This is a genomic window from Pseudomonas tolaasii NCPPB 2192 (assembly GCF_002813445.1).
Classification (GTDB): Bacteria; Pseudomonadota; Gammaproteobacteria; order Pseudomonadales; family Pseudomonadaceae; genus Aquipseudomonas; species Aquipseudomonas tolaasii.
In genome coordinates this window covers 3,183,343-3,210,015 of record NZ_PHHD01000001.1, presented here as the reverse complement: position 1 = coordinate 3,210,015, position 26,673 = coordinate 3,183,343, and the positions used below count along the sequence as shown (strand labels likewise).

Genomic DNA, 26,673 nt, shown 5'->3' with positions numbered 1-26,673 from the left:
CTGGGCACTTAGCCGAAGAAGCTCTGGCCATTTTTGGCCATCTCACGCAGCTTCGCGGTCGGGTGGTACAGCGGGCCCAAATCAGCGTATTTGTCAGCCAGGGCAACGAACTCGGCCACACCGATCGAGTCGATGTAACGCAGCGCACCGCCACGGAATGGAGGGAAACCAATACCGTACACCAGGCCCATATCGGCTTCGGCGGCGGTTTCAACGATGCCGTCTTCCAGGCAGCGTACGGTTTCCAGGCACAGGGCGATCATCATCCAGTTGATGATGTCTTCGTCCGACACTTCACGCTGTTCGTAGATGACCGGAGCCAGCACTTCGTGCACCGACGGGTCGGCCACTTTCTTCTGCTTGCCCTTTTTGTCGGCCTCATAGGCGTAGAAACCCTTGCCGTTCTTCTGGCCCAGGCGCTTGGCCTCGTACAGCGCGTCGATCGCGGAGCGGCGGTCGTCCTTCATGCGGTCCGGGAAGCCTTCAGCCATGACGTCGCGACCGTGGTGGCCGGTGTCGATGCCGACCACGTCCATCAGGTACGCCGGGCCCATTGGCCAGCCGAATTTTTCCATCACTTTGTCGATGCGCACGAAGTCCACACCGGCACTGACCAGCTTGGCGAAACCGCCGAAGTACGGGAACAGCACGCGGTTGACCAGGAAGCCCGGGCAGTCGTTGACCACGATCGGGTTCTTGCCCATTTTCTTGGCGTAGGCAACGGTGGTCGCCACGGCTTGCTCACTGGACTTCTCGCCGCGGATCACTTCCACCAGCGGCATCATGTGCACCGGGTTGAAGAAGTGCATGCCGACAAAGTTTTCCGGACGCTTCAAGGCCTTGGCCAGCAGCGAGATGGAAATGGTCGAGGTGTTGGAGGCCAGGATAGTGTCTTCCTTAACCTGGGCTTCCACTTCGGCCAGTACCGCTTGCTTGACCTTCGGGTTCTCGACAACCGCTTCGACCACCAGGTCGACGTGGCCGAAATCGCCGTAGGACAGCGTAGGACGAATGCCGTTAAGCACTTCAGCCATTTTCGCAGCCGTCATGCGACCTTTATCAACGCGGCCGACCAGCAGCTTGGCAGCTTCGGCCAGGCCTTGCTCGATGCCGTGCTCGTTGATGTCTTTCATCAGGATCGGCGTGCCTTTGGACGCCGACTGGTAGGCGATACCGCCGCCCATGATCCCGGCGCCGAGTACGGCAGCCTGTTTCACGTCTTTGGCGATTTCGTCGTAGGCCTTGGCCTTTTTCTTCAGTTCCTGATCGTTCAGGAACAGGCCGATCAGGCTCTGGGCTGCGGAGGTTTTCGCCAGTTTGACGAAGCCAGCCGCTTCCACTTCCAGCGCCTTGTCGCGACCGAAGTTCGCGGCTTTCTGGATGGTCTTGATCGCTTCAACCGGTGCTGGGTAGTTCGGGCCGGCCTGGCCAGCCACGAAACCTTTGGCGGTTTCGAACGACATCATTTGTTCGATGGCGTTGAGTTTCAGTTTTTCCAGCTTCGGCTGACGCTTGGCCTTGTAGTCAAATTCGCCGCTGATGGCGCCCTTGATCAGGTTCAGTGCCGCTTCCGCCAGTTTTTCCGGGGCAACCACAGCGTCAACGGCACCGACTTTCAGTGCGTCTTCGGCTTTGTTTTCCTTACCGGCGGCAATCCACTCGATAGCGTTGTCGGCGCCGATCAGGCGCGGCAGGCGTACGGTGCCGCCAAAACCCGGGTAGATGCCCAGCTTGACTTCAGGCAGGCCGATTTTGGCGGTGGCCGACATCACACGGAAGTCTGCGGCCAGGCACATTTCCAGGCCGCCGCCCAGCGCGATGCCATTGATGGCAGCCACGGTTGGCACATTGAGGTCTTCGAAATCGCTGAAAATCTTGTTGGCTTCGAGGTTGCCGGCCACAAGCTCTGCATCGGGCAGCTTGAAGTTGTCGACGAATTCGGTGATGTCAGCGCCGACGATGAACACGTCCTTGCCGCTGGAGACGATCACGCCCTTGACCGAAGTATCTGCTTTGATGGTGTCTACGGCCTGACGCAATTCATTCAGGGTTAGACGGTTGAACTTGTTGACGGACTCACCCTTGAGGTCGAATTTCAGTTCGACGATGCCACTTTCAAGAGCCTTAACCGTGATGGCTTTACCTTCGTAAATCATCAACTGATCTCCACGATATGGAAGCTGAACAGTACACACTGGACGCTGGCCTCTGGTCTGACACCGACGTTTGCGTCAATGCTCATGCCAATCCGCCAGGCACACCCGCCAATGCGATAGTCGGGGTTATGTATGAGACGTCCGACAGACAAACGCTCAATTCATACGCCCGTTTGATTTGGGTACGCCACCTTCTTCCAATTCCGGGCAGTTGTCAATCGCTCGAAAGGCTAGGAAAAACGCGACTTTCCAGTCATTTCAGAACCTCAACCATAGGCCCGCGACTCATCAATATTCAACTATTCACGAAATCAATAATGGAAAACTTGTGGGAAAAGGCTGTACAGAACGGGATATGCCGCTAGGCTAGCGACAACCGAAACGCGCCTGGGTGAACACCCGACGCGGGCACTACAGATTTACCGGCCTGCCTGGCCAACTCCAGCCCGATGATGATGTCGGGCTTTTTATTGCCGTTTTTTTATTCAACAGGCCTCACGCCAGGGCCTTGAGCAATTTATCAATGTCCTGCAACACACTTGCCTCGCCCTTCTCGCCCCAATACAAGGCGACCATTTGCTTGTCGGCTTCCACTTTGTAGACGTTCGCCGGCAGCGTCGCAAAATGCGGCAACAACTTCTCGTCCACGCACGTTTCGCGCCATTGGTTGACCCATACGCCCGGCTCCAGTTGCCAATAACTCCACAGGGCCGGCGAGCTGCCGCGACGTGGCCGGCAGTACTGCGCGCACGGGCTCGGCGGCTCGTGTTTGAGCCAGTGCGGCCACTCCTGGGGCGCCAATTGCATGGCCAGTCCGATGCGCCGCGCCTCCATCCGCAGCCCCATGCGCCCGCTCTGATGGCGCGACGGGCGCAGCCATGCCAGAGGGCTCAGCACCACCAGAAGGATTGACACCACTATCCAGACCGTCATATGTGTACTCCCGAATTTCCAGATGAGCGGATTTGATCTGACGCAACCCCATCCGCTTGAAAGCAGCCATACTGAATTTATTGCAGTCCCCTGGAGGAACGCCCCATGTCATACGAACATATTCTGGTCGCGGTAGATCTGACCGAAGAGTGCGATCCAGTGATCAAGCGCGCCCGCGCTTTCGCCGTCGCCAGCGGCGCCAAACTGTCGCTGGTGCATATCGTCGAACCCATGGCCATGGCCTTTGGTGGCGACGTGCCCATGGACCTTTCCCAATTGCAGCAACAACAGTTCGATCAGGCCAAAGAGCGCCTGGACCGCTTGATCCTCAAATACCCCGAAGTGACCAAGGAGAATTCCCACCTCACTTACGGCCAGCCGCGCCAGGAAATTCACCACCTGGCCAAGGAACAGCACTGCGACCTGATCGTGGTGGGCAGTCATGGCCGGCATGGACTGGCGTTGCTGCTGGGGTCGACTGCCAATGATGTGCTGCACGGCGCGCCGTGTGATGTGCTGGCGGTGAAGCTGGTCAAAGACGCCGGCAAGTAAGACCGATGAAGCTCCAATGTGGGAGCTGGCTTGCCTGCGATAACGGTGTGTCAGTTACCGCATGTATCAACTGACAGACTGCAATCGCAGGCAAGCCCGCTCCCACATTATGAAAAACCCGGTGTTCATCAGATGAACACCGGGTTTTTTAACGCCCCTGAATCACTCAGGCATCCAGCTCGGCCCAACGCTCAACCAGCGCTTCCAGCTCCTGGTTCAACGTTTCCAGGGACGCGATGACTTTGGCGGTTTCCGCCGCCGGGCGCAGGTAGAAGCCTGCGTCAGCCATTTCGGCTTCCACGGCGGCGATCTGCTGCTCCTTGGCGTCGATATCACCCGGCAAGGCTTCCAGCTCGCGCTGCAGCTTGTAGCTGAGTTTCTTCTTGCTGTTGGCAGCCGGCGCGGCTTCCGGAGCCGGTGCAGCAGCGACCGGAGCCACCACCGCCGACGTCAAATCAGCCTTGCCGGACTTGCTCTCGGTCACGCCCAGCAGACGCGGCGAGCCGCCCTGGCGCAGCCAGTCCTGGTAACCACCGACATATTCACGCACCTTGCCTTCGCCTTCGAACACCAGGGTGCTGGTGACCACGTTGTCGAGGAATGCCCGGTCGTGACTGACCATCAGCACAGTGCCGTTGAAGGTCAGCAGCACTTCTTCCAACAGCTCGAGGGTTTCCACGTCGAGGTCGTTGGTCGGTTCGTCGAGCACCAGCAGGTTGGCCGGTTTGCTGAACAGCTTGGCCAGCAGCAGGCGCGCGCGCTCGCCACCAGACAAGGCTTTCACCGGCGTGCGCGCACGTTGCGGGCTGAACAGGAAGTCGCCCAGGTAACTCAGCACATGGCGGCTCTGGCCGTCGATGTCGATAAAGTCACGGCCTTCAGCGACGTTGTCGATCACGGTCTTTTCCAGGTCCAACTGGTGGCGCAACTGGTCGAAGTAGGCCACGTCAATCCTGGTGCCCTCCTCAACCTTGCCGCTGGTCGGCTGCAGGCCGCTGAGCATCAGCTTGAGCAAAGTAGTCTTGCCGGTGCCGTTGGCGCCCAGCAGGCCGATACGGTCGCCGCGCTGCAGGACCATGGAGAAGTCCTTGATCAGGAACGGACCGTCCGGGTGATGGAAGCTGACGTTTTCCAGCACCATCACCTGCTTGCCCGACTTCTCGGCAGTATCCAGCTGAATATTCGCCTTGCCGGTGCGTTCGCGGCGTTCGCTGCGCTCAACGCGCAGGGCTTTCAACGCACGCACCCGGCCTTCGTTACGGGTGCGGCGCGCCTTGATGCCCTGGCGGATCCAGACTTCTTCCTGGGCCAGCTTCTTGTCGAACAAGGCGTTGGCGGTTTCTTCAGCGGCCAGCGCGGCCTCTTTGTGCACCAGGAAGCTGGCGTAATCACCGTTCCAGTCGATCAGGCCGCCACGGTCCAGCTCGAGAATGCGCGTGGCCAGGCTTTGCAGGAAGGCCCGATCGTGCGTGATGAACAGCACAGCGCCCTGGAAGTCCTTGATGGCCTCTTCCAGCCAGGCAATCGCGCCGATGTCCAGGTGGTTGGTTGGCTCATCGAGCAGCAGCAAATCCGGCTCGGACACCAACGCCTGGGCCAGCAACACACGACGACGCCAGCCACCGGACAATTCGGCGAGGGTCTTGTCGGCCGGCAACTGCAGGCGGCTGAGGGTGCTGTCGACCAGTTGCTGCAAGCGCCAGCCGTCACGGGCTTCCAGTGCCTGCTGCACGTGCATCAGTTTGTCCAGGTCTTCTTCGGTGACGCAGTTCTGCGCCAGGTGATGGTATTCGGCGAGCAAGGCGCCCACGCCATCGAGGCCTTCAGCGACCACGTCGAACACGGTCCGTCCGTCGGCCACCGGCAATTCTTGCGGCAGTTCGCCGATTTTCAGGCCCGGGGCGCGCCAAACAGAGCCGTCATCGGGCTTCTGGTCGCCCTTGACCAGCTTCATCATGCTGGATTTGCCGGTGCCGTTACGGCCGATGATGCACACCCGCTCACCACGGGCGATCTGCCAGGACACCTTGTCCAACAACGGCATAGCGCCGAAAGCAAGGGACACATCGCTGAATTTGAGCAGGGTCATACGTTTCTCCAAAAACCGGGCGCGCATTCTACCTGAGTTGAGGGTGGGATGCGGTCGGCATTTTTACCGTCGACACGTTCTGCAGAACATTTGCAGGGAACTTAAGCCAGCGGGCCGGCAAAGCTTTCGCCGGCCGCTGGCAAAAGGCTAAGCTAGGGGCAATCAGTGTCGGCCGAGCCGGTGCTAGTCGTGATTTCTCTGCACGGACGTCTCATGCGCAGTCGCCTTTTCAACTTTTTATCCTGTCTGCTTCTTTCCGCCACCGCCGTTCAATCCGCCCAGGCCGTGGACCTCACCACCCAACGTCAATATTACGATGAAGCCAAACGCGCCCTCGCCAAAGGCGATACGGGCCCTTACATGCAATACAGCGCGGCGCTGGCCGACTACCCGCTCACGCCGTACCTGGCCTATGACGAGCTGACCGCGCGCCTGAAAACCGCGAGCAACGAGGAAATCGAACAGTTCCTCGCCAAAAACGGCGACCTGCCCCAGGCCAACTGGATGAAGTTGCGCTGGCTGCGCTGGTTGTCCGACCGCGGCGACTGGCAGACCTTTGAAAAGTACTACGACGCCAAGCTCAATTTCGTCGAGCTGGACTGCCTTCACGCTCAGTACCAACTCACCCACAACCTGAAAGCCGAAGGTTACAAGAACACCGAAAAGCTCTGGCTCACCGGCAAATCCCAACCGGCCGCCTGTGACGCCACCTTCGGCCAGTGGGCCGCCGATGGGCAACTCACCGAACAGAAAATCTGGGACCGCGCCAAGCTCGCTGCCGAAGCGCGCAACTACGCACTCGCCAATAGCCTGGTGAAAACCCTGCCGACCCTCGGGGCCCAGGGCCGCCTGATGGTAGACGTGGCACAGAATCCCAACCTGCTCGGCGACCCGTCGCGCTTCCTGCCGGCCAACGAGGCCATGTCTGACGCCGTGGGCCTGGGCCTGCGCCGTCTGGCGCGCCAGGATCCGGACAAGGCCATGGCCCTGCTCGACGGCTATGCCAGCAGCATGCACTTCTCCCGTGACGAAAAAGTGTCGATCGCCCGTGAAATCGGCTTGACCCTCGCGCGCCGCTACGACCCGCGCGCCCTCGATGTCATGACCCAATACGACCCGGAGCTGCGTGACAACACCGTGTCCGAATGGCGCCTGCGCCTGCTGTTGCGACTGGCCCGCTGGGAAGATGCCTACCAGTTGACCCGTAAACTCCCACAGGATCTGGCGACCACCAACCGCTGGCGCTACTGGCAGGCACGCAGCCTGGAACTGGCCGAGCCGAAGAACCCGCAAGCCCTGGTGCTGTACAAAAACGTGGCCAAGGAGCGGGACTTCTATGGCTTCCTCGCCGCCGACCGCTCCAAATCCCCGTATCAGCTCACCAACAAGCCGCTGATGATGAGCCAGGCGTTGATGAACAAGGTGCGCAACACCCCCGGCGTGCGCCGCGCCCTGGAGTTCTACGCCCGTGGCCAGGTGGTCGATGGCCGCCGTGAGTGGTACCACGTCAGCCGCCATTTCAACCGTGACGAAATGGTCGCCCAGGCCAAGCTGGCCTACGACATGAAGTGGTACTTCCCGGCGATCCGCACCATCAGCCAGGCGCAGTACTGGGATGACCTGGACATCCGTTTCCCGATGGCCCACCGCGACACGCTGGTGCGTGAGGCCAAGGTACGCGGCCTGCATTCGAGCTGGGTATTCGCCATCACCCGCCAGGAAAGCGCCTTCATGGACGACGCCCGCTCCGGCGTCGGCGCCAGCGGCCTGATGCAACTGATGCCCGGCACCGCCAAGGAAACCGCGCGCAAGTTCAGCATTCCGCTGGCCTCCCCGGCCCAGGTGCTGGACCCGGACAAGAACATCCAGCTCGGCGCGGCTTACCTGAGCCAGGTGCACAGCCAGTTCAACGGCAACCGCGTGCTCGCCTCCGCCGCCTACAACGCCGGCCCCGGTCGCGTGCGCCAATGGCTGCGCGGCGCCGACCACCTGAGTTTCGACGTATGGGTAGAAAGCATTCCGTTCGACGAAACCCGCCAATACGTGCAGAACGTGCTGTCTTATTCGGTGATCTACGGGCAGAAGCTCAACTCACCGCAGCCGCTGGTGGATTGGCATGAACGGTATTTTGATGACCAATAAGGCTGGCTGAGGGCTCTGTGGCGAGCAAGCTTGCTCGCTCGCCACAATTAAGCCTCACTGCCCCTCACTTTCCCCATCACTGAACTGCAACGCCGCCAGCCGGGCGTACAGCGGGTTGCCGGCAATCAACTGCTGATGCGTCCCCACCGCCACCAGCTTGCCCTGGTCCATCACCGCAATCCGGTCGGCGTTCTTCACCGTCGCCAAGCGGTGGGCAATCACCAGCGTGGTACGCCCCTGCATCAACTGCGGCAAGGCTTGTTGAATCAAGTGTTCACTTTGTGCATCCAGCGCGCTGGTGGCTTCGTCCAGCAGCAGGATCGGCGCGTCCACCAGTAACGCACGGGCGATGGCCAAGCGCTGGCGCTGGCCGCCGGAAAGGCCCATCCCCCCGTCACCCAGGTGGGTCTGGTAGCCGTCGGGCATTTGCACAATGAAATCGTGGGCGTGAGCGATGCGCGCGGCAGCCTCGACCTGTTCGCGGGTAGCGGACGGGTTACCGTAACGGATGTTTTCTTCAACGCTGCCAAAGAACAGCGCAGGGCTCTGGGACACCAGTGCGAAGTGACGGCGAAGGTCCATCGGGTCCAGTTCGGTCAGCGGGTGGCCTTCGAGCAGAATGCGACCTTGCCGGGGATCATAAAACCGCAGCAGTAAATCAAACATCGTCGACTTGCCTGCACCGGACGGCCCCACCAATGCCAGGGTTTCACCCGGGTTGATGGTCAGGTTCACACCGTCGATGGCGTAGCTGTCGGGCCGCGAGGGGTAGGAAAAACGCAGGTCTTGCAGCTCCATGCGACCACTGACGCGCTCCGGCAACGGCACAACGCCCTCGGTTGGCGCCTGGATGTCGTTGCTCGACTGCAACAGTTCACCAATACGCTCGGCGGCACCCGCGGCACGCTGCAACTCGCCAAGTACTTCGCTCAAGGTGCCGACGGCGCTGCCGACGATCAGGCTGTAGAACACAAATGCCGCCAGCTCACCGCCGGAAATGCGCCCGCCGATCACGTCCATGCCACCGACCCAGAGCATCACACCCACGGCCCCCAGCACCAACATGATCACCAGCGTAATCAGCCAGGCACGCTGGACAATACGCTTGCGCGCCGTGGTGAATGCGTCCTCCACCGTCGCGGCGAAGCGTTGCTCGTCTTGCACCTGGTGGTTGTAGGCCTGCACGGTCTTGATCTGGCCGAGGGTCTCCGACACATAGCTGCCCACATCGGCGATACGGTCCTGGCTCAGGCGCGACAAGCTGCGCACGCGGCGCCCGAAGATCAAAATCGGCGCCAGCACCAGCGGCAGCGCCACCACCACGATGCTGGTGAGCTTGGGGTTGGTGACAAACAGCAGCACGATCCCGCCGATGACCATCAACGCATTGCGCAAAAACAGCGACAGCGACGAGCCGATCACCGATTGCAGCAACGTGGTGTCAGTGGTCAATCGCGACTGAATTTCCGAACTGCGGTTGTTCTCGTAGAAGCCGGGGTGAAGGTAGATCAGGTGGTTGAACACCTGCCGGCGAATGTCTGCGACCACGCGCTCGCCAATCCACGACACCAGGTAAAACCGCGCAAAGGTGCCCACAGCCAGACCCAGCACCAAAACCATGAACAAGCCGATGGACTGGTTGAGCAAATGCGGCGACTGGGTCATGAAACCCTGATCCACCAACAGGCGAATGCCCTGCCCCATGGACAGGGTAATGCCGGCAGTGATGATCAGCGCGAGCAAGGCTCCCAACGCCTGCCAGCGATAGGGCGCAACAAAGCGGCTGGCCAGGCGGATCGCTCGGCGTTGACGGACTGAAAACATGAAGGGCATCACCTGATGGGAGGGAGATAGGTCTCTACACCCTCAACATTGGGGGAACTTGAGTCAATAACAATGAGTCAGGTTAATTATGCCCGCCCATGCTGGCGCCTAGAGGTTATTGGTCTAACGTCTGGCTGGAAATCTGTATCGGTTTCTGGTGCACTGGGCGTTCGAACCGGTGACTTTGTAAGGAGTTGTAATAGCTTGGTCACGCGGGGGAATTAAAATGGGTACACAACCTGATGAGGAGACAGGCCATGACCTTGCACACCAGCAGCACTGACAAAGTAGAAGTCATCCGCAAAGAGCATCAGGCTCATCTGGGTTGCTCGATTATCGATGCCCAAGGGCGCGAAGTGCCGATTACTGAAGACATGATCCAGCAGGCTTGCCGTGAGCTGGAACAGCGACTGGTCAACCCTGCCAAGCAAGGCTGAAGCGCCCGCGCTCTGCCAAACCCGGCCACCCTTGGCCGGGTTTTTTATTGCTCGCTTAACGTATGACCGCGCCCAACGCCGTGACGATGTTCGACAGCACCTGCGACTCGCCCTGGATGCGCACCTTCAGCCCATCGATCTCACGACGCTCCGGGTAGTTTTTGCGCAGCAGGTCAAACGCCTTGCGCTGTTCTTCCACAGTGCCCACAAGGCTGCGGCGAAAATCCGCGTCATCACGGCGCGGGTCGTACACGCTGCGGCACAAGGTCGCCAGCGCCCAGGCCGGGTCGGTGGAAGCATTCAAATGCACTTCGGCCAGCCATGGCTGCGGCAGCAACTCACTCAATTGAATAACGGCCGGCTGCCCCACATGCGCGCAGAACGCCTGATAGATCTGCGCCGTACCGCGTTGTTTGCCGTCCAGGCTGTAGCCGGCGATATGCGGGGTAGCCAGCACACACAGGTCGGCCAGGTCGACGTCCACTTGCGGCTCGCCTTCCCACACGTCCAGCACGGCTTGCAGGTCTTCGCGCGCCAGCAACACTTCGCGCAGCGCGGCGTTGTCCACCACCGGGCCACGGCTGGCGTTGATCAGCCAGGTGCCGGGCTTGAGGCGTTCAAGACGTTGACGGTCGAACAGGTGCCAGGTAGAGCCATTGCCGGATTTGGTCAGCGGCGTGTGCAGGCTGATCACATCGCACTGCTCAATGATCTGCTCCAGGCTCACGTAGTCACCGTCTTCGGCGATCTGGCGCGGCGGGTCGCACACCAGCACGTTCCAGCCCAGGCCCTTGAGCACCTTGACCAGGCGCCCGCCAACTTCACCGGCTCCCACCACGCCGTAGGTGCGCGCGTTCAGCTCGACACCTTCGATTTCGGCCAGGGTTTGCAGGCTGCCCAGCACATAATCCACCACGCCACGGGCATTGCAGCCCGGCGCGCTGGCCCACTCAATGCCGGCCTGCCGGAAATAGTCGAGGTCCAAATGATCGGTGCCAATGGTGCAGGTGCCGACAAAGCGCACGTTGGTCCCGTCCAGCAAGGCGCGGTTGACGTTCGTCACCGAGCGCACCAGCAGCACGTCCGCCTGCTCGACCGTGGCGCGGTCGATGGAACGGCCGGGCACGCGGCGAATCTCGCCAAACCCTTCGAAGAATGCATCAAGCAGCGGGATATTTTCGTCGGCAACAATCAACATGGCAGGCTCCTTTCGCGGACTCGCAGTGTACAGGTGTGGGAGCTGGCTTGCCTGCGATGCAAACACCTCGGTCTATCAGCTGTACCGAGATGATGCTATCGCAGGCAAGCCAGCTCCCACACAAGGCCGTCCCACAGGGGGCCAGCGTCTGCGGGAGAGGCGCTTACAAATCGCTAACACAGGTTTTTTCCTGACCACTGCGTCAAAGCGTAGACTTCGCGCTCCTTGCGCTCTCTCTTTGACTGGACACCCGTACGTGAACACTGCCACCGCCCTCCTCTCCCGCCCCGCCCGCGTCAGCCGGGAAGTGCGCGGCCTGCTGACGCTTGCGCTGCCGATCATGATCGGCCAGTTGGCCACCACCGCGATGAGCTTTGTCGACGCGGTGATGGCCGGGCGCGTCAGCCCGCAGGATCTGGCGGCGGTGGGGCTGGGCAACTCGATCTGGATTCCGGTGTACCTGCTGATGACCGGCACCCTGCTGGCCACCACGCCGAAAGTCGCCCAGCGTTACGGCGCCGGCCAGTTCAGCGACATTGGCCCGCTGGTGCGCCAGTCGTTATGGCTGGCGATCGTGGTCGGGATTACCGCGTCATTGTTGTTGCTCAGCGCCGAGCCGATCCTGCATGCAATGAAGGTTGAGCCGGACCTGATCAAGCCGTCCATGGGCTACCTTCACGGCATTGCCGCAGGCATGCCGGCGATTGCGCTGTATTACGTGCTGCGCTGTTTCAGCGACGGCCTGGGCCGTACGCGGCCGAGCATGGTCATGGGCCTGTGCGGGCTGGCGCTGAACATTCCGCTCAATTACATCTTTATCTACGGCCACCTGGGCGTACCCGCCATGGGCGGCGTGGGCTGCGGCTGGGCGACGGCGATCGCGATGTGGGTGATGATGCTCGGCCTGGCCGGCTGGACGCGCTGGGGCCCGGCGTATCAGAGCAGCGAGTTGTTCAAACGCTTTGACTGGCCAGATTGGGCAGTGATCAAGCGCGTGCTGGGCATCGGCCTGCCTATCGGCGTCGCCATCTTTGCCGAGTCGAGCATCTTTGCGGTGATCGCCTTGCTGATCGGCAGCCTCGGCGCCACTGTGGTCTCGGGCCATCAAATCGCCCTGAACGTCAGCTCGCTGGTGTTCATGATCCCGTATTCCCTGAGCATGGCCGTGACCGTGCGCGTCGGCCAGGCCCTGGGCCGTGGCGAGCCCCGTGAAGCGCGATTTGCCGCCGGCGTCGGCATGGGCACCGCGCTAGCCTACGCCTGCCTGTCGTGCAGCCTGATGCTGTTGTTTCGCGAGCAGATTGCGACCATCTACACCCCCGACCCGGTGGTGATCCACCTGGCCTCGATGCTGATCGTGTATTCCGCGCTGTTCCAGTTCTCCGACTCGATCCAGGTCACGGCGGCGGGTGCCTTGCGCGGCTATCAGGACACCCGGGTGACCATGGTGCTGACGCTGTTCGCTTACTGGGGCGTGGGGCTGCCGGTCGGCTACGCATTGGGCCTGACCGACTGGCTCGGCGAGCCCAGCGGCCCGAGCGGCTTGTGGCAAGGGCTGATCGTTGGCTTGAGCTGTGCGGCGGGGATGTTGCTGGTGCGCCTGGCGCGCAGTGCACGCCGGCGCATCCGCGCCGAGAGGGTGCGGGCTTAAGCGGAGTTCTTGCGAATCCAGTACAGGTACGTACCGGCCTGCTCCTGCTGATCCACCAGTTCGTGGTCGAGGAACACGCAGAATTTGGGGATATCGCGACGGGTCGACGGGTCGGTCGCAATCACCTTGAGCAGGCCGCCCGGCGGCAGGTCGCGGATGTGCTGGTGCAGCATCATCACAGGTTCCGGGCAGTTGAGGCCGGTGGCGTCGAGGGTCCCATCGACAGGTAGATCAATACTCATTAGTCACTCCTGAAACAGACCCGCTCTTCTGTGGGAGCGGGCTTGCCCGCGATGACGGGGGCACATTCAACATAGATTTCGACTGTTATACCGCTATCGCGGGCAAGCCCGCTCCCACATTTGATATCAGTGTTTTTTGGGTTTCTTTACGTCTACCAGCCGGCGCAAATGGCACGTCACTTCCTCACGGTCGTGATACAGCTGCTTGCAGCCAATTTCCACGCGAATGCCGCGCGCCTTGAAGCCTTCCTCGATGCGCTCCAGCAAGCGTTTCACCTCGGCGTAACGCTGCTTCATCGGTAACTTCAGGTTCACCACCGCTTCACGGCAGTGGCCTTCGCCGATCCAGGTTTCGAGCAAGGCGGCGTTGCGCGCAGGCTTTTCGACGATGTCACACACCATCCAGTCCACCGGCTGCTTGGGCACGAAGGTGAAGCCATCAGCCATCAGGTGCTGCACCAGGCCGGTGTCCATCAGGCTTTCGGCCATCGGGCCGTTGTCGATGGCGGTCACCAGCATGCCACGGTTGACCAGTTGCCAGGTCCAGCCGCCGGGAGCAGCGCCGAGGTCGACGCCGGTCATGTCGCCGTGCAGACGCTCGTCCCACTGGTCGCGAGGGATAAAGTGGTGCCAGGCCTCTTCCAGCTTCAAGGTCGAACGGCTTGGGGCCTCACGCGGGAATTTCAGGCGCGGAATGCCCATGGGCCACATCGCCGAATTGTTCGACTCCGCCAGGCCCATGAACACCTCACGGCCACTTTTAAAGGTCAGCAACAAGCGCGGCTTGCTCGGGTCGTCCACCAGCTTGCCGGCGTTGAGCAGGGCCTTGCGCAGGTGCACTTCGAACTTCTTGCAGAAGTTGGACAGTTCCTTGCCATCGTTGGTGTCGACCATTTCCAGCCACAGGCTGCCGCACACCGGGAATTCGCGCAGGTGCGCAAGGATCACGCTGATGCGGTCGGTTTCCGGCAGGTCGATAAACACCCCGCGCGCCCACTGCCGCGGAAAGATCAGCTCGGCAAAGCGCTGGCCGTGCATCAGGCGCTGGGCGCCGTCTTCTTCGGTGCAGACAAATTCGGCGCAGGCGCTGCCGGTCTTGGCTTTGGCGTAGCCGGACACGTTCAGGCGCGCGGCGTGCTCCGCGATCTCGGAACAGACTTCGCCTTCAAAACCCGGGCGGCAGTGCATAAAAAGGGTGTTCATCAACTCTCCAAGTGAATCAACCGGCCTTGCGCTATCGCAATACCTGTCATGAAAACCCGCGCATGATAACGGAGTTCGGAACCTTGGACTTAACGATAGAGTCCAGTTATTAGCCTGCTAATGAAAACAGGGCTAAGTTGAAAGCTCTGTTCGTCCCGTCAGGTCCGTAGCCGTGCGGACCATAAGGAGTCATGTAATGTCATCCGTTGATAGCCTGAGAACCCTTAAAACACTGGAAATAGACAGCAAGACCTACCACTACTTCAGCTTGCCCGAGGCCGCCAGGAGCCTGGGTGACCTGGACAAGCTGCCGATGTCGCTCAAGGTGCTGCTGGAAAACCTGCTGCGCTGGGAAGACAACAAAACCGTCACCGGCGCCGACCTCAAGGCCATTGCCGCCTGGCTCAAAGAGCGCCAGTCCGAGCGCGAAATCCAGTACCGCCCCGCCCGCGTGCTGATGCAGGACTTTACCGGCGTGCCCGCCGTAGTTGACCTGGCCGCCATGCGCGCCGCCGTGGCCAAGGCCGGGGGCGACCCGCAGCGCATCAACCCGCTGTCGCCGGTGGACCTGGTGATCGACCACTCGGTGATGGTCGACAAGTTCGGCTCCACCAGCGCCTTCGAGCAGAACGTCGACATTGAAATGCAACGCAACGGCGAACGCTACGCTTTCCTGCGCTGGGGCCAAAGCGCCTTCGACAACTTCAGCGTAGTGCCGCCGGGCACTGGCATCTGCCACCAGGTCAACCTGGAATACCTGGGCCGCACCGTGTGGACCAAAGACGAAGACGGCCGCACCTATGCCTTCCCCGACACGCTGGTGGGCACCGACTCCCACACCACCATGATCAACGGCCTGGGCGTGCTCGGCTGGGGCGTGGGCGGTATCGAAGCCGAAGCGGCGATGCTCGGCCAACCGGTGTCGATGCTGATTCCGGAAGTGATCGGCTTCAAACTCACCGGCAAACTCAAGGAAGGCATCACCGCCACCGACCTGGTGCTGACGGTGACCCAAATGCTGCGCAAAAAAGGCGTGGTGGGTAAATTCGTCGAATTCTATGGCGATGGCCTGGCCGACCTGCCACTCGCCGACCGCGCCACCATCGCCAACATGGCCCCGGAATACGGCGCCACCTGTGGCTTCTTCCCGGTGGACGACGTCACCCTGGACTACCTGCGCCTGTCGGGCCGCCCGGCCGAAACCGTCAAACTGGTGGAGGCCTACACCAAGGCCCAGGGCCTGTGGCGCAACGCGGGCCAGGAGCCGGTCTTCACCGACACCCTGGCGCTGGACATGGGCAGTGTTGAAGCCAGCCTCGCCGGGCCCAAACGCCCACAAGACCGCGTGGCCCTGCCCAACGTCGGCCAGGCGTTCAGCGACTTCCTTGATCTGCAATTCAAGCCGACCAACAAGGAAGAAGGCCGCCTGGAAAGTGAAGGCGGTGGCGGCGTCGCCGTGGGCAATGCCGACCTGGTGGGCGAGACCGATTATGAATATGACGGCCACACCTATCGCCTGAAAAACGGCGCGGTGGTGATCGCGGCGATCACGTCTTGCACCAACACCTCCAACCCGAGCGTCATGATGGCGGCCGGGCTGGTGGCGAAGAAAGCCGTGGAAAAAGGCCTGACCCGCAAGCCGTGGGTGAAAACCTCGCTGGCGCCGGGCTCCAAGGTGGTCACCGACTACTACAAGGCCGCCGGCCTGACCCAATACCTCGACAGGCTCGGCTTCGACCTCGTGGGGTATGGCTGCACCACCTGCATCGGCAACTCCGGGCCGTTGCCCGAGCCGATCGAAAAAGCCATCCAGAAAGCCGACCTCGCGGTGGCGTCGGTGCTGTCCGGCAATCGTAACTTCGAAGGCCGCGTGCACCCGCTGGTGAAAACCAACTGGCTGGCCTCGCCGCCGCTGGTCGTCGCCTACGCGCTGGCCGGCACCGTGCGCATCGACATCAGCACTGAGCCGCTGGGCGAAGGCAAAGACGGCAAGCCGGTGTACCTCAAGGACATCTGGCCGAGCAGCCAGGAGATTGCCGACGCCGTGGCCCAGGTCAGCACCGGTATGTTCCACAAGGAATATGCCGAGGTGTTTGCCGGTGACGAGCAGTGGCAGGCCATTGAAGTGCCGCAGGCCGCGACTTACGTGTGGCAGAAGGACTCCACCTACATCCAGCACCCGCCGTTCTTCGACGATATTTCCGGGCCTTTGCCGCAAATCAAGGACGTCAAAGGCGCGAATGTGCTGGCGCTGCTGGGCGATTCGGTAACTACCGACCACATCTCCCCCGCCGGCAACATCAAGACCGACAGCCCCGCCGGGCGCTACCTGCGCGAGCAAGGCGTGGAGCCGCGTGATTTCAACTCCTACGGCTCACGCCGGGGCAACCACGAAGTGATGATGCGCGGCACCTTCGCCAACATCCGTATCCGCAATGAAATGCTCGGCGGCGAAGAAGGCGGCAATACGCTGTACATCCCTACTGGCGAGAAGATGGCGATCTACGACGCTTCGATGAAATATCAAGCCTCGGGCACGCCGCTGGTGGTGGTTGCCGGGCAGGAATACGGCACCGGGTCGAGCCGTGACTGGGCGGCCAAGGGCACCAACCTGCTGGGCGTGAAGGCGGTGATTGCCGAGAGCTTCGAGCGCATCCACCGCTCCAACCTGGTGGGCATGGGCGTGCTGCCGTTGCAGTTCAAGCTGGACCAGAACCGCAAGTCGCTCAAACTGACCGGCAAGGAGAAAATCGACATTCTCGGGCTGACCGATGCCGAGATCGAACCGCGCATGAACCTGACGCTGGTGATTACTCGGGAAGATGGCAGCAGCGAGAAAGTGGAGGTGCTGTGCCGGATTGATACGCTCAATGAAGTTGAGTACTTCAAGGCAGGGGGGATTCTGCACTACGTGTTGCGCCAGCTGATCGCCTCCTGAGCAACGCTGGAGATGATCGTTCCCACGCTCTGCGTGGGAATGCCTCTAGCGACGCTCCGCGTCACGGTTTCAAGAGCGGACGCTGAGCGTCCAGGGCTGCATTCCCACGCGGAGCGTGGGAACGATCATTAGCCGAACAGCCACTTCCACAGCAGTACCAGAACCACCACCGCCAACACCGGCCGCGCAATGCGGTAGGCCTTGGGATGCTTGCGCTTCCACTGTTTGACCTTGCCGCTGAACGTGTCGCTGAAGGTTTTGCTCCAGGCGTAGGCCTGGTTGATCCCGCCCACGCGTTCGTCGTCCAGGTTCTGCGGTGCCGTCGCACGGCCTAGCTGTTTGCTGACCCAGCGGTTGATGCGGGTCATCAGGCGGTTGCTCAGCGGGCGTTCGATGTCGCAGAACAGGATCACGCGGGTTTGTTCGGTTTCGTTCTTGACCCAGTGCACGTAGGTTTCGTCGAACATCACGTCTTCACCGTCGCGCCAGGCGTAGACCTGGCCGTCGACGAAGATGCGGCAGTCATCGGAGTTCGGTGTGGTCAGCCCCAGGTGGTAGCGCAGGGAGCCGGCAAACGGGTCGCGGTGCGGGTTGAGGTGGCTGCCGCCCGGCAACAGCGCGAACATGGCGCCTTTGACGTTGGGAATGCTGCTGACCAGCGCCACGGTTTTCGGGCACAGCGCCTCGGCCGATGGCAGGGGTTTGTCGTACCACTTGAGGTAGAAGCGCTTCCAGCCCTTCTTGAAGAACGAGCCGAAACCGGCGTCGTTGTTCTTTTCGGCGGCGCGGATGTAACCCTCGTCGAACAGGTGCATGGCCTCTTCGCGGATCACTTCCCAATTGTTTTTGAGTACATCCAGTTCCGGAAACTTGCTGCGGTCCAGGTAGGGCTTGGACGGCACCGCCGAAAACAGGTACATCAGGGCGTTATAGGGCGCGAACAGCGCCGAATGGTTGACGAACTGGCGCAACAACGGCAAACGCGCCTTGCCGCGCAAATGCACATACAGAATGCTGCAGATAAACAGCAGCAACACCGACAGTTTGGCGGCCAACGAAAAGGTCATGCAGCAACTCCTGAAAATAAGCGCCTGGCCAACAGCAGACGTAGCAGCCGGCCATGATAAACACTTGGACCATTATGCAGAAGGCCCAGGCCGACCGGCTGACATACATCAAACCTGTGGCGAGAGAGCTTGCTCCCTCGCCACAGGGGATCGTCAGGCCTGGTTTTCCTGCTCGGTAAACAAATCGCTGAACAGCATGCTCGACAGGTAGCGCTCACCGGAGTCCGGCAAAATCACCACAATGGTCTTGCCCTGCATTTCCGGCTTCTCGGCCAGGCGCACAGCCACGGCCATTGCGGCGCCGCAGGAAATACCGCACAAAATCCCCTCTTCCTGCATCAGGCGCAAAGCCATGGCCTTGGATTCGTCGTCAGTCACCAGTTCCACGCGGTCAACCATCGACAAGTCGAGGTTTTTCGGCACAAACCCGGCGCCAATCCCCTGGATCTTGTGCGGGCTCGGCTTGATTTCTTCACCGGCCAGCGCCTGGGTAATCACCGGCGACACAACAGGCTCGACGGCCACCGACAGAATCGGTTTGCCGGCAATGTTCTTGATATAGCGCGACACCCCGGTGATGGTCCCACCGGTGCCCACGCCCGCCACCAGCACGTCCACCGCGCCGTCGGTGTCGTTCCAGATTTCCGGGCCGGTGGTTTTCTCGTGGATCGCCGGGTTGGCCGGGTTTTCGAACTGGGCCGGCATAAAGTACTGAGCCGGGTCACCGGCGACGATTTCGCCGGCTTTCTCGATAGCGCCTTTCATACCCTTGGCCGGCTCGGTCAGCACCAGCTCGGCGCCGAGGGCCTTGAGCACTTTGCGCCGCTCGATGCTCATGGAAGCCGGCATGGTCAGCAGCAATTTGTAGCCACGAGCGGCAGCGACAAACGCCAAGCCAATCCCGGTGTTGCCCGACGTCGGTTCTACAATGGTCATGCCCGGTTTGAGTTTGCCGCTGCTTTCGGCGTCCCAGATCATGTTGGCGCCAATGCGGCACTTCACCGAGTAACCCGGGTTACGCCCTTCGATCTTGGCCAGGATGGTCACGCCACGCGGAGCAATGCGGTTGATCTGAACCAGGGGCGTGTTACCGATGGAGTGCGCGTTGTCTGCAAAAATGCGGCTCATGACGGGTCCTTAAGGCGAATTCAAAGAAGGCCCCAAGGGTATGCCTCAGGCCTTTGGGCGTCCAGTCAGAGGAACGTTGCGCCCGCGTGCGCGGTCCATCGCCTATACCCTGGGAGAAACGCTCAATGAAACGTCGCTACAGTGGGCTGCTATGGATCGTCGCCGTGCTGGTGGTTGTGCTGATTGCCCTGGATTTGGCCCTGCCCTATCTGGTGCGCAATTACCTGAACGACAAGCTCGCCGACATGGGCGATTACCGTGGCCAGGTCGCGGATGTGGACGTGGCCCTGTGGCGCGGCGCCTACAAGATCAACGGCCTGCAGATTGTGAAAGTCGACGGCAAAGTGCCGGTGCCGTTCGTCAAGGCGCCGCTCATCGATCTCTCGGTCAGCTGGCATTCGCTGTGGTACGACCATGCCGTGGTGGCCGAGGTGCAGTTCTTCCAGCCCGAGCTCAACTTTGTCGACGGCGGCAACCAACAGGCATCCCAGACCGGTAAGGGCACCGACTGGCGCGAACAGTTGGGCAAACTGTTACCGATCACCCTCAACGAAGTGCGCATCCAGGACGGCAAAATCGCCTTTCACAACTTCAACTCCAAGCCCGCCGTAAATATCTACGCCACCGCGGTCAACGCCAGCTTCTATAACCTTACCAACGTGGTCGACGTCAAAGGCAAGCGCGACGCCACCTTTGAAGGCAAGGGCATGCTGCTCGGCCAGGCGCCGCTGGAAGCCACCGCCGCCTTCGACCCGCTGAGCAACTTTGAAGACTTTGAATTCCGCTTTCGCGCCAAAGACATCCAGCTCAAACGCCTGAATGACTTCGCCTCGGCCTATGGCAAGTTCGACTTCAGCGCCGGCAACGGCGACCTGGTGGTCGAAGCCCAGGCGGAAAAGGGCCAGTTGACCGGCTACATCAAACCGTTGCTGCGCGATGTGGAAGTGTTCAACTGGCAGCAGGATGTGGAGAACAAGGACAAAGGCATTTTCCGCTCGATCTGGGAAGCCGTGGTCGGCGCCAGCGAAACCGTGTTGAAAAACCAGAACAAAAACCAGTTTGCCACCCGCGTGGAACTCAGTGGCAGCGTGCACCAGCAAAATATCAGCGCGTTCTCGGCATTTTTGGCGATTTTGCGTAATGGGTTTATTCAGGCTTTCAACGCCCGCTATGAACAACCCAAGCCTTCCGCAGATTAAATCTGGAAACTGGCTTGTGTGGGAGCTGGCTTGCCTGCGATGCAAGCACCTCGGTTTATCAGTATCACTGAGGCGATGCTATCGCAGGCAAGCCAGCTCCCACACAAGAGCGTGCCCCCAACGTGACTGCTCATTCAGAGACTGAATAACCCGTCTGCGTTCACAGTCGCCGGGGCCGCGCGGTATAGTCGGGCATTGCTGATTTTCGAGGAATGACCGATGAAGTTCGAAGGCACCCAGGCCTATGTGGCTACCGATGACCTGAAACTGGCCGTCAACGCCGCCATTACCCTGGAGCGGCCGCTGCTGGTCAAGGGCGAACCGGGCACCGGCAAGACCATGCTCGCCGAGCAACTGGCCGAGTCCTTCGGCGCCAAGTTGATCACCTGGCACATCAAATCCACCACTAAGGCTCACCAGGGTCTTTACGAGTACGACGCGGTCAGCCGCCTGCGCGACTCGCAACTGGGTGTGGACAAGGTGCACGACGTGCGCAACTACCTGAAGAAGGGCAAGCTCTGGGAAGCCTTCGAGTCCGAGGAGCGGGTGATTCTGCTGATCGATGAAATCGACAAGGCCGACATCGAATTCCCCAACGACCTGCTGCAAGAACTCGACAAGATGGAGTTCTACGTCTACGAAATCGACGAAACCATCAAGGCCAAAAAGCGCCCGATCATCATCATTACCTCCAACAACGAAAAAGAGCTGCCGGACGCGTTTCTGCGCCGCTGCTTCTTCCACTACATCGCCTTTCCCGACCGCACGACCCTGCAAAAAATCGTCGATGTGCACTACCCCGATATCAAGAAAGACCTGGTCAGCGAAGCACTCGACGTGTTCTTCGACGTGCGCAAAGTGCCGGGCCTGAAGAAAAAGCCTTCCACCTCCGAACTGGTGGACTGGCTCAAGTTGCTGATGGCCGACAACATCGGCGAAGCCGTGCTGCGCGAACGCGACCCGACCAAGGCGATCCCGCCCCTGGCCGGTGCCTTGGTGAAGAACGAGCAAGACGTGCAGTTGCTGGAGCGTCTGGCGTTCATGAGCCGTCGCGGTAACCGCTGATGCTGCTCAACCTGTTCAATGAAATGCGCGCCGCCAAGGTGCCGGTGTCGGTGCGCGAGCTGCTGGACCTGATCAACGCGCTGAAAATGCGCGTAACCTTCGCCGACATGGACGAGTTCTACTACCTGGCACGGGCGATTCTGGTCAAGGACGAGCGGCATTTCGACAAGTTCGACCGCGCGTTCGGCGCCTACTTCAATGGCCTGGAAAAGCTCGACGACCACTTGCAGGCGCTGATCCCCGAAGAATGGCTGCGCAAGGAGTTCGAACGTTCGCTGACGGACGAGGAACGCGCGCAAATCCAGTCCCTCGGCGGCCTCGACAAGCTGATCGAAGAGTTCAAGAAGCGCCTGGAAGAACAAAAAGAACGCCACGCCGGCGGCAACAAGTGGATCGGCACCGGCGGCACCAGCCCGTTCGGCTCCGGCGGCTATAACCCGGAAGGCATCCGCGTCGGCGATGCGGGCAAGCGCCAGGGCAAGGCCGTGAAAGTCTGGGACCAGCGCGAGTACAAGAACCTCGACGACCAGGTGGAACTGGGCACGCGCAACATCAAGATCGCCCTGCGCCGCCTGCGCAAATTCGCGCGCCAGGGGGCGGCCGAAGAACTCGACATCGACGGCACCATCGACCACACCGCCCGCGACGCCGGGCTGCTGAACATCCAGATGCGCCCGGAGCGGCGCAATACCATCAAGCTGTTGCTGCTGTTTGATATCGGCGGTTCGATGGACGCCCATGTGAAGATCTGCGAAGAGCTGTTTTCGGCCTGCAAGACCGAGTTCAAGCATTTGGAGTACTTCTACTTCCACAACTTCGTGTACGAATCGGTGTGGAAGAACAACCAGCGCCGCACCTCGGAGCGCACCTCCACCCAGGATCTGCTGCACAAATACGGCGCCGATTACAAAGTGATCTTTATTGGTGACGCGTCGATGGCGCCCTATGAAATCACCCAGGCCGGCGGCAGTGTGGAGCACTGGAACGAGGAGCCGGGTTATGTGTGGATGCAGCGTTTCATGGCCAAGTACAAGAAGCTGATCTGGATTAACCCGTATCCGAAGGACACCTGGGGGTATACGGCGTCAACGGGAATTGTGCGGGAGTTGATTGAAGATCAGATGTACCCGCTGACGTTGCGGGGCCTGGAAGAAGGCATGCGCTTCCTCTCCAAATAGATCGTTCCCACGCTCCGCGTGGGAATGCCTCTTGTGACGCTCCGCGTCACGCTTTGGGACGCAGAGCGTCCTCGGCTGTATTCCCACGCGGAGCGTGGGAACGATCAGGTGAACTGGCGCAAAAAATCGAGGTGTTGCCGGTGCGCCGTCTCCTGCACAACCGGCACCAGCCGCACTTTTTCCCCCGGCAGACACTGCGCCAGCCGGGCCAGCGCCAACGGCGTCAAAGCCCCCAAACGCGGATACCCACCAATCGTCTGCCGATCATTGAGCAACACAATCGGCTGCCCGTCCGGCGGCACCTGGATTGCCCCCAAGGGAATGCCCTCGGAAATCAGTGACGGCCCCTGGTACTGCAACGGCGCGCCCAACAGGCGCATGCCCATGCGGTCGGCGCGGCTGTCCAGTGCCCACTCGGTGTTGAACGCATCAAACAGGCTTTGCCCGCTGAACTGGCCAATCTGCGCGCCGACGATCACGTCCAATGGCGCCTTGGCTGGCAAACCCGGTGTGCCGAGCACTCTCATCGCCCCTCCGACACCGGAATACTCAAGGCGCCCGCCTTCAGCCAGCGCCTTGCCGAAACCGTTCACGCCGCCCAGTTCCTCGCGCACCACCGTGGCGCAACTGCCCAATACATCCGGCGCGTCAAACCCGCCCGGCGCAGCCAAATAGGCGCGCGCGCCGTTGAACGGCTGGGTAAAGCGCAGACGCTGGCCTTTTTGCAGGATAAAACTGCGCCCCGGGCTGATGGCACGTTCGTCGATATAAGCGCCCAGGTCCGCACCGGCCAGCGCCAGCAAACAATAGTCCTCGGCCCTCAGGGTAAAACCACCCAGGGTGATTTCCACCACCGGCGCATCCAGCGCATTGCCCAGCAGCCAGTTGGCCCAGGACATCGATACCCAATCCAGCGCCCCGCCCTGGGTCACGCCCAGGTGGCGCACGCCGAAACGCCCGGCGTCCTGCAGCAGGCACAACGGTGTGCTGGCCTCGATGATCAAGCGGCTCATGCCTGCGCCTCCAACGGCGTGTCGTCGCCACCCAGGTTGATAAATTCAGCGTGGTCGACGGGTTCGAACCGCACGGTGTCGCCGGGCTGCATCAGGCTGTAGCCGTCACGCTTGCGGTCGAACAGTTTGGCGGGGGTGCGGCCGATCAGGTTCCAGCCGCCCGGCGACACCACCGGGTAGGCGGCGGTTTGCCGTTCGGCGATGCCGACGCTGCCGGCCGCCACGCGTTTGCGCGGCGTGTTCAGGCGCGGCGAGGCGAGGATTTCATCCACCAAACCCATAAAGGCGAAGCCCGGCGCAAAACCGAGGGCGAACACCTGGTATTCGTGTGAGCTGTGGCGGCGGATCACGTCATCCACCGACAGGCCGCTGCGCTGGCTGAGCAGCGCCAGTTCGGGGCCGACGCTCAGGTCATACCACACCGGCAGCACGTGGCACTGGCCGCTGCCTTGCGTCTGGGGTTGCAGGTCGGTCAGCGCCTGGTCGATCAGCTCGCGGGCCTGGGCCGGGCTCAGTGCCGTGAGATCGTAATGCACCATCAACGTGGTGTAGGACGGCACCAGATCCACCAGCGCCGCGCCGAAAGCTTCACGCAAACGCCGGGTGCCGGCGAGCATCCACGGCATGTTGGCTTCGGCGATCACCTCAAATAAACGCACCATCAGGCAGTCGATGGCCACCACTTCAATCCGTGCCTTCATGCTGGCTTCAACGCCTGGCGAATGCGCTGTACGGCGGCAATCGAACTGGCGTTGTCACCGTGCACGCACAGGGTGTTGGCGTGCAGCGCCAGCGCGCTGCCGTCACTGGCGGTCAACGGTTCGCCGCGGGAAATGGTCAGCGCCTGCTGCACGATGGTCTCGGCGTCGTGGTGCACGGCGCCCGGCAACTGTCGGGAAACCAGGTGGCCCTTGGCATCGTAAGCGCGGTCGGCGAAGGCTTCGAACCACAGGGTGACGCCGTACTCATCGCCCACTGCTTGCGCGGCGCTGTTATCGCGGATCGCCAGCAGCATCAATGGCAGGTCGCCATAAGCCGCCACGGCCTGGATCACCGCGCGCAATTGCGCCGGGTTGGCCATCATGTCGTTGTACATCGCGCCGTGGGGCTTGACGTAACTGACCCGCGTCCCCTGCGCACGGCAGATGCCGTCGAGGGCGCCGATCTGGTAGTGCAGCAGGTCCTGGATTTCCTGGGGCGTGTAGTTCATGGAGCGGCGGCCGAAGCCTTGCAGGTCCTGATACGCCGGGTGCGCCCCCACTTGCACGCCGTGCTTGAGCGCCAGGCTGACGGTCTTGCGCATGATGCTCGGGTCGCCGGCATGAAAGCCGCAGGCCACGTTGGCGCAATCGATGAACGGCATGACCTCGGCGTCCAGACCCATGGTCCAGTTACCAAAGCTTTCGCCAATATCGCAATTCAATAGCAGACGGCTCACGGCGGGTGCTCCTGTAGGCTTTATAGTTTTTGTAGTGTGGGATTTTTCATACAGAACTCGCAACTTGTCCTGACACCCCAACGACGCTTATCGTGGAATGGCCCGATTTTTGGCGCTGACCCGCTGCGGCGTCCAACTAATAAAAACCGATCCAAGCATAAGAAAAGTTGATCCCATGAATTTGAAGTTCCTTGAAACCTTCATCTGGGTGGCCAAACTCAAGAGTTTTCGCCTGACCGCCGAGAAGCTGTTCACCACCCAGGCGTCGATTTCCAGCCGCATTGCCGTGCTCGAAAGCGAGTTGGGGGTGAAGCTGTTTCTGCGCGATTCGCGGGGCGTGAGCCTGACGCCGGAAGGCTTGAAGGTGCTCGATTATGCCGAGCAGATGATGGAGACCATGCAGGGCTTGAAGCAGTCCCTGGAAACCACCAGCAGCAAGGTCGGGCGCATCCGGATCGGCGCCATGGACACGGTGATCCACACCTGGCTCAGCCCGTTGGTGGCGGAGTTGATGGACCATTTCCCGCTGGTGGAAATCGAGTTGGTCGCCGACACCGCACTGAACCTCAGCGATCAGCTGCAAAAAGGCTTTCTCGATTTGATCCTGCAAACCGACCTGTTGCGCCTCGAAACCGTGCGCAGCCTGGAGCTGTGCAGCCACCCGATGGCCTGGATCACCGCCAGCCATTCGATCTACAACCGTGATTACACCTCCCTCGCCGAACTGGCCCGGGAGCGCATCATCACCTATTCGAAAAACTCCCATCCGCATCAGGACGTATTGAGCCTGATGCAAGCCAACGGCGTGGCCGCGCCGCGCATGAACTGTGTGAACTCGGTGTCGGCGATCACCCGGTTGCTGCGCGATGGCTTCGGCATTGGCGCATTGCCGCCGGTGCTGGTCAGCGAGGAATTGGCGCGCGGCGAACTGGTGATGCTGCCGATGGCGCAGAAACTGCCGAACTTGCAGGTGGTGGTGTCGTGGCGGGTGGGGGTGGAGTTGGTGGACGAGATTGTGGGGTTGTGCCAGAAGGTGGTGGCGCGGTATGCCGAAGAAGTCGGCCCGGAGCGAATGCTGCTGGCAAAACCCGATTAAAAACTGTGGGAGCTGGCTTGCCCGCGATAGCGGTGTTTCATCTTGAACATCTGTAGCTGATACACCGCTATCGCAGCGATGCGGCGACCCGACAAGCCAGCTCCCACATTTTTGACCGCATTGG

At 61.1% G+C, this 26,673-nt stretch carries 21 protein-coding genes; 9 read left to right on the top strand and 12 right to left on the bottom strand.

Going from position 1 to position 26,673, the window contains the following annotated elements; all coding sequences use genetic code 11:
- Positions 1–8 precede the first annotated feature (8 nt).
- Together fadB and ATI14_RS14905 are read right to left on the bottom strand one after the other, a co-directional pair.
- Entirely contained in the window at positions 9–2,156 is a 2,148-nt protein-coding gene (gene fadB / locus ATI14_RS14915; protein WP_016971414.1) for a fatty acid oxidation complex subunit alpha FadB, read from the bottom strand.
- A 495-nt stretch (positions 2,157–2,651) separates the two neighbouring features.
- Positions 2,652–3,089, bottom strand: a complete 438-nt coding sequence (locus ATI14_RS14905) for a hypothetical protein (RefSeq protein ID WP_016971413.1) — start codon at positions 3,087–3,089, stop codon at positions 2,652–2,654.
- 105 nt (positions 3,090–3,194) lie between these two features.
- On the opposite strand from ATI14_RS14905, the gene ATI14_RS14900 reads away from it, so the two are divergent.
- Positions 3,195–3,641, top strand: coding sequence for a universal stress protein (locus tag ATI14_RS14900; RefSeq protein ID WP_016971412.1), 447 nt, complete (start codon positions 3,195–3,197; stop codon positions 3,639–3,641).
- A gap of 166 nt (positions 3,642–3,807) precedes the next feature.
- On the opposite strand, the gene ATI14_RS14895 is transcribed toward ATI14_RS14900, so the two are convergent.
- Positions 3,808–5,730, bottom strand: a complete 1,923-nt coding sequence (locus ATI14_RS14895) for an ATP-binding cassette domain-containing protein (RefSeq protein WP_016971411.1) — start codon at positions 5,728–5,730, stop codon at positions 3,808–3,810.
- Positions 5,731–5,943: 213 nt separating this feature from the next.
- Between ATI14_RS14895 and ATI14_RS14890 the strand changes: the two genes are divergently transcribed.
- Positions 5,944–7,872: a transglycosylase SLT domain-containing protein gene (locus ATI14_RS14890; protein WP_016971410.1), complete on the top strand. Its 1,929-nt coding sequence runs from the start codon at positions 5,944–5,946 to the stop codon at positions 7,870–7,872.
- Positions 7,873–7,926: 54 nt separating this feature from the next.
- Here the strand turns inward: ATI14_RS14890 and ATI14_RS14885 are convergent, their stop codons facing one another.
- Positions 7,927–9,705, bottom strand: a complete 1,779-nt coding sequence (locus ATI14_RS14885; protein WP_165448238.1) for an ABC transporter transmembrane domain-containing protein — start codon at positions 9,703–9,705, stop codon at positions 7,927–7,929.
- 248 nt (positions 9,706–9,953) lie between these two features.
- Between ATI14_RS14885 and ATI14_RS14880 the strand changes: the two genes are divergently transcribed.
- Positions 9,954–10,133: a PA1571 family protein gene (locus ATI14_RS14880; RefSeq protein ID WP_016971408.1), complete on the top strand. Its 180-nt coding sequence runs from the start codon at positions 9,954–9,956 to the stop codon at positions 10,131–10,133.
- 55 nt (positions 10,134–10,188) lie between these two features.
- Here the strand turns inward: ATI14_RS14880 and pdxB are convergent, their stop codons facing one another.
- Entirely contained in the window at positions 10,189–11,331 is a 1,143-nt protein-coding gene (gene pdxB, locus ATI14_RS14875; protein WP_016971407.1) for a 4-phosphoerythronate dehydrogenase PdxB, read from the bottom strand.
- A 256-nt stretch (positions 11,332–11,587) separates the two neighbouring features.
- Between pdxB and ATI14_RS14870 the strand changes: the two genes are divergently transcribed.
- Positions 11,588–12,982, top strand: coding sequence for an MATE family efflux transporter (locus tag ATI14_RS14870; RefSeq protein ID WP_016971406.1), 1,395 nt, complete (start codon positions 11,588–11,590; stop codon positions 12,980–12,982).
- Here the strand turns inward: ATI14_RS14870 and tusA are convergent.
- Both tusA and rlmM read right to left on the bottom strand, forming a co-directional pair.
- A complete protein-coding gene (tusA, locus tag ATI14_RS14865; protein WP_016971405.1) occupies positions 12,979–13,224 on the bottom strand; it encodes a sulfurtransferase TusA in 246 nt (81 codons plus the stop codon). The two genes, ATI14_RS14870 and tusA, sit on opposite strands and share 4 nt — an antisense overlap.
- 126 nt (positions 13,225–13,350) lie before the next feature.
- Complete coding sequence (rlmM, locus tag ATI14_RS14860; protein ID WP_016971404.1) at positions 13,351–14,427, bottom strand: 23S rRNA (cytidine(2498)-2'-O)-methyltransferase RlmM; 1,077 nt, start codon at positions 14,425–14,427, stop codon at positions 13,351–13,353.
- A gap of 196 nt (positions 14,428–14,623) precedes the next feature.
- Here rlmM and acnA point away from each other — a divergent pair, with 196 nt between their 5' ends.
- On the top strand, positions 14,624–17,365 hold the full coding sequence (gene acnA / locus ATI14_RS14855; RefSeq protein WP_016971403.1) for an aconitate hydratase AcnA: 2,742 nt from the start codon (positions 14,624–14,626) through the stop codon (positions 17,363–17,365).
- A 128-nt stretch (positions 17,366–17,493) separates the two neighbouring features.
- Here acnA and ATI14_RS14850 read toward each other — a convergent pair whose 3' ends face one another.
- Together ATI14_RS14850 and cysK are read right to left on the bottom strand one after the other, a co-directional pair.
- Complete coding sequence (locus ATI14_RS14850) at positions 17,494–18,432, bottom strand: aspartyl/asparaginyl beta-hydroxylase domain-containing protein (RefSeq protein WP_016971402.1); 939 nt, start codon at positions 18,430–18,432, stop codon at positions 17,494–17,496.
- 153 nt (positions 18,433–18,585) lie between these two features.
- The gene (gene cysK / locus ATI14_RS14845) at positions 18,586–19,560 is read right to left on the bottom strand and encodes a cysteine synthase A (protein WP_016971401.1); all 975 of its coding nucleotides are present in this window, start codon (positions 19,558–19,560) and stop codon (positions 18,586–18,588) included.
- Positions 19,561–19,685: 125 nt separating this feature from the next.
- Between cysK and ATI14_RS14840 the strand changes: the two genes are divergently transcribed.
- The 3 genes from ATI14_RS14840 (at position 19,686) to ATI14_RS14830 (ending at position 23,002) form a co-directional block, all read left to right on the top strand.
- Positions 19,686–20,759: a DUF748 domain-containing protein gene (locus ATI14_RS14840; RefSeq protein ID WP_016971400.1), complete on the top strand. Its 1,074-nt coding sequence runs from the start codon at positions 19,686–19,688 to the stop codon at positions 20,757–20,759.
- A gap of 219 nt (positions 20,760–20,978) precedes the next feature.
- Positions 20,979–21,824 (top strand): AAA family ATPase, encoded by an 846-nt coding sequence (locus ATI14_RS14835; RefSeq protein WP_003210690.1) that lies wholly within the window; start codon positions 20,979–20,981, stop codon positions 21,822–21,824.
- On the top strand, positions 21,824–23,002 hold the full coding sequence (locus ATI14_RS14830; RefSeq protein ID WP_016971399.1) for a vWA domain-containing protein: 1,179 nt from the start codon (positions 21,824–21,826) through the stop codon (positions 23,000–23,002). The genes ATI14_RS14835 and ATI14_RS14830 overlap by 1 nt, the downstream gene beginning before the upstream one ends.
- A gap of 104 nt (positions 23,003–23,106) precedes the next feature.
- Here ATI14_RS14830 and ATI14_RS14825 read toward each other — a convergent pair whose 3' ends face one another.
- From ATI14_RS14825 to ATI14_RS14815, 3 genes are read right to left on the bottom strand one after another with little or no spacing between them, the layout of a single operon-like run.
- The gene (locus tag ATI14_RS14825; protein WP_016971398.1) at positions 23,107–24,015 is read right to left on the bottom strand and encodes a 5-oxoprolinase subunit C family protein; all 909 of its coding nucleotides are present in this window, start codon (positions 24,013–24,015) and stop codon (positions 23,107–23,109) included.
- The gene (locus ATI14_RS14820) at positions 24,012–24,716 is read right to left on the bottom strand and encodes a 5-oxoprolinase subunit B family protein (protein WP_016971397.1); all 705 of its coding nucleotides are present in this window, start codon (positions 24,714–24,716) and stop codon (positions 24,012–24,014) included. The genes ATI14_RS14825 and ATI14_RS14820 overlap by 4 nt, the downstream gene beginning before the upstream one ends.
- Complete coding sequence (locus ATI14_RS14815) at positions 24,713–25,453, bottom strand: 5-oxoprolinase subunit PxpA (protein ID WP_016971396.1); 741 nt, start codon at positions 25,451–25,453, stop codon at positions 24,713–24,715. Before ATI14_RS14815 ends, ATI14_RS14820 begins: the two co-directional genes overlap by 4 nt.
- A 175-nt stretch (positions 25,454–25,628) precedes the next feature.
- On the opposite strand from ATI14_RS14815, the gene ATI14_RS14810 reads away from it, so the two are divergent.
- Positions 25,629–26,549, top strand: a complete 921-nt coding sequence (locus ATI14_RS14810) for a LysR family transcriptional regulator (protein WP_016971395.1) — start codon at positions 25,629–25,631, stop codon at positions 26,547–26,549.
- Positions 26,550–26,673: the final 124 nt, after the last annotated feature.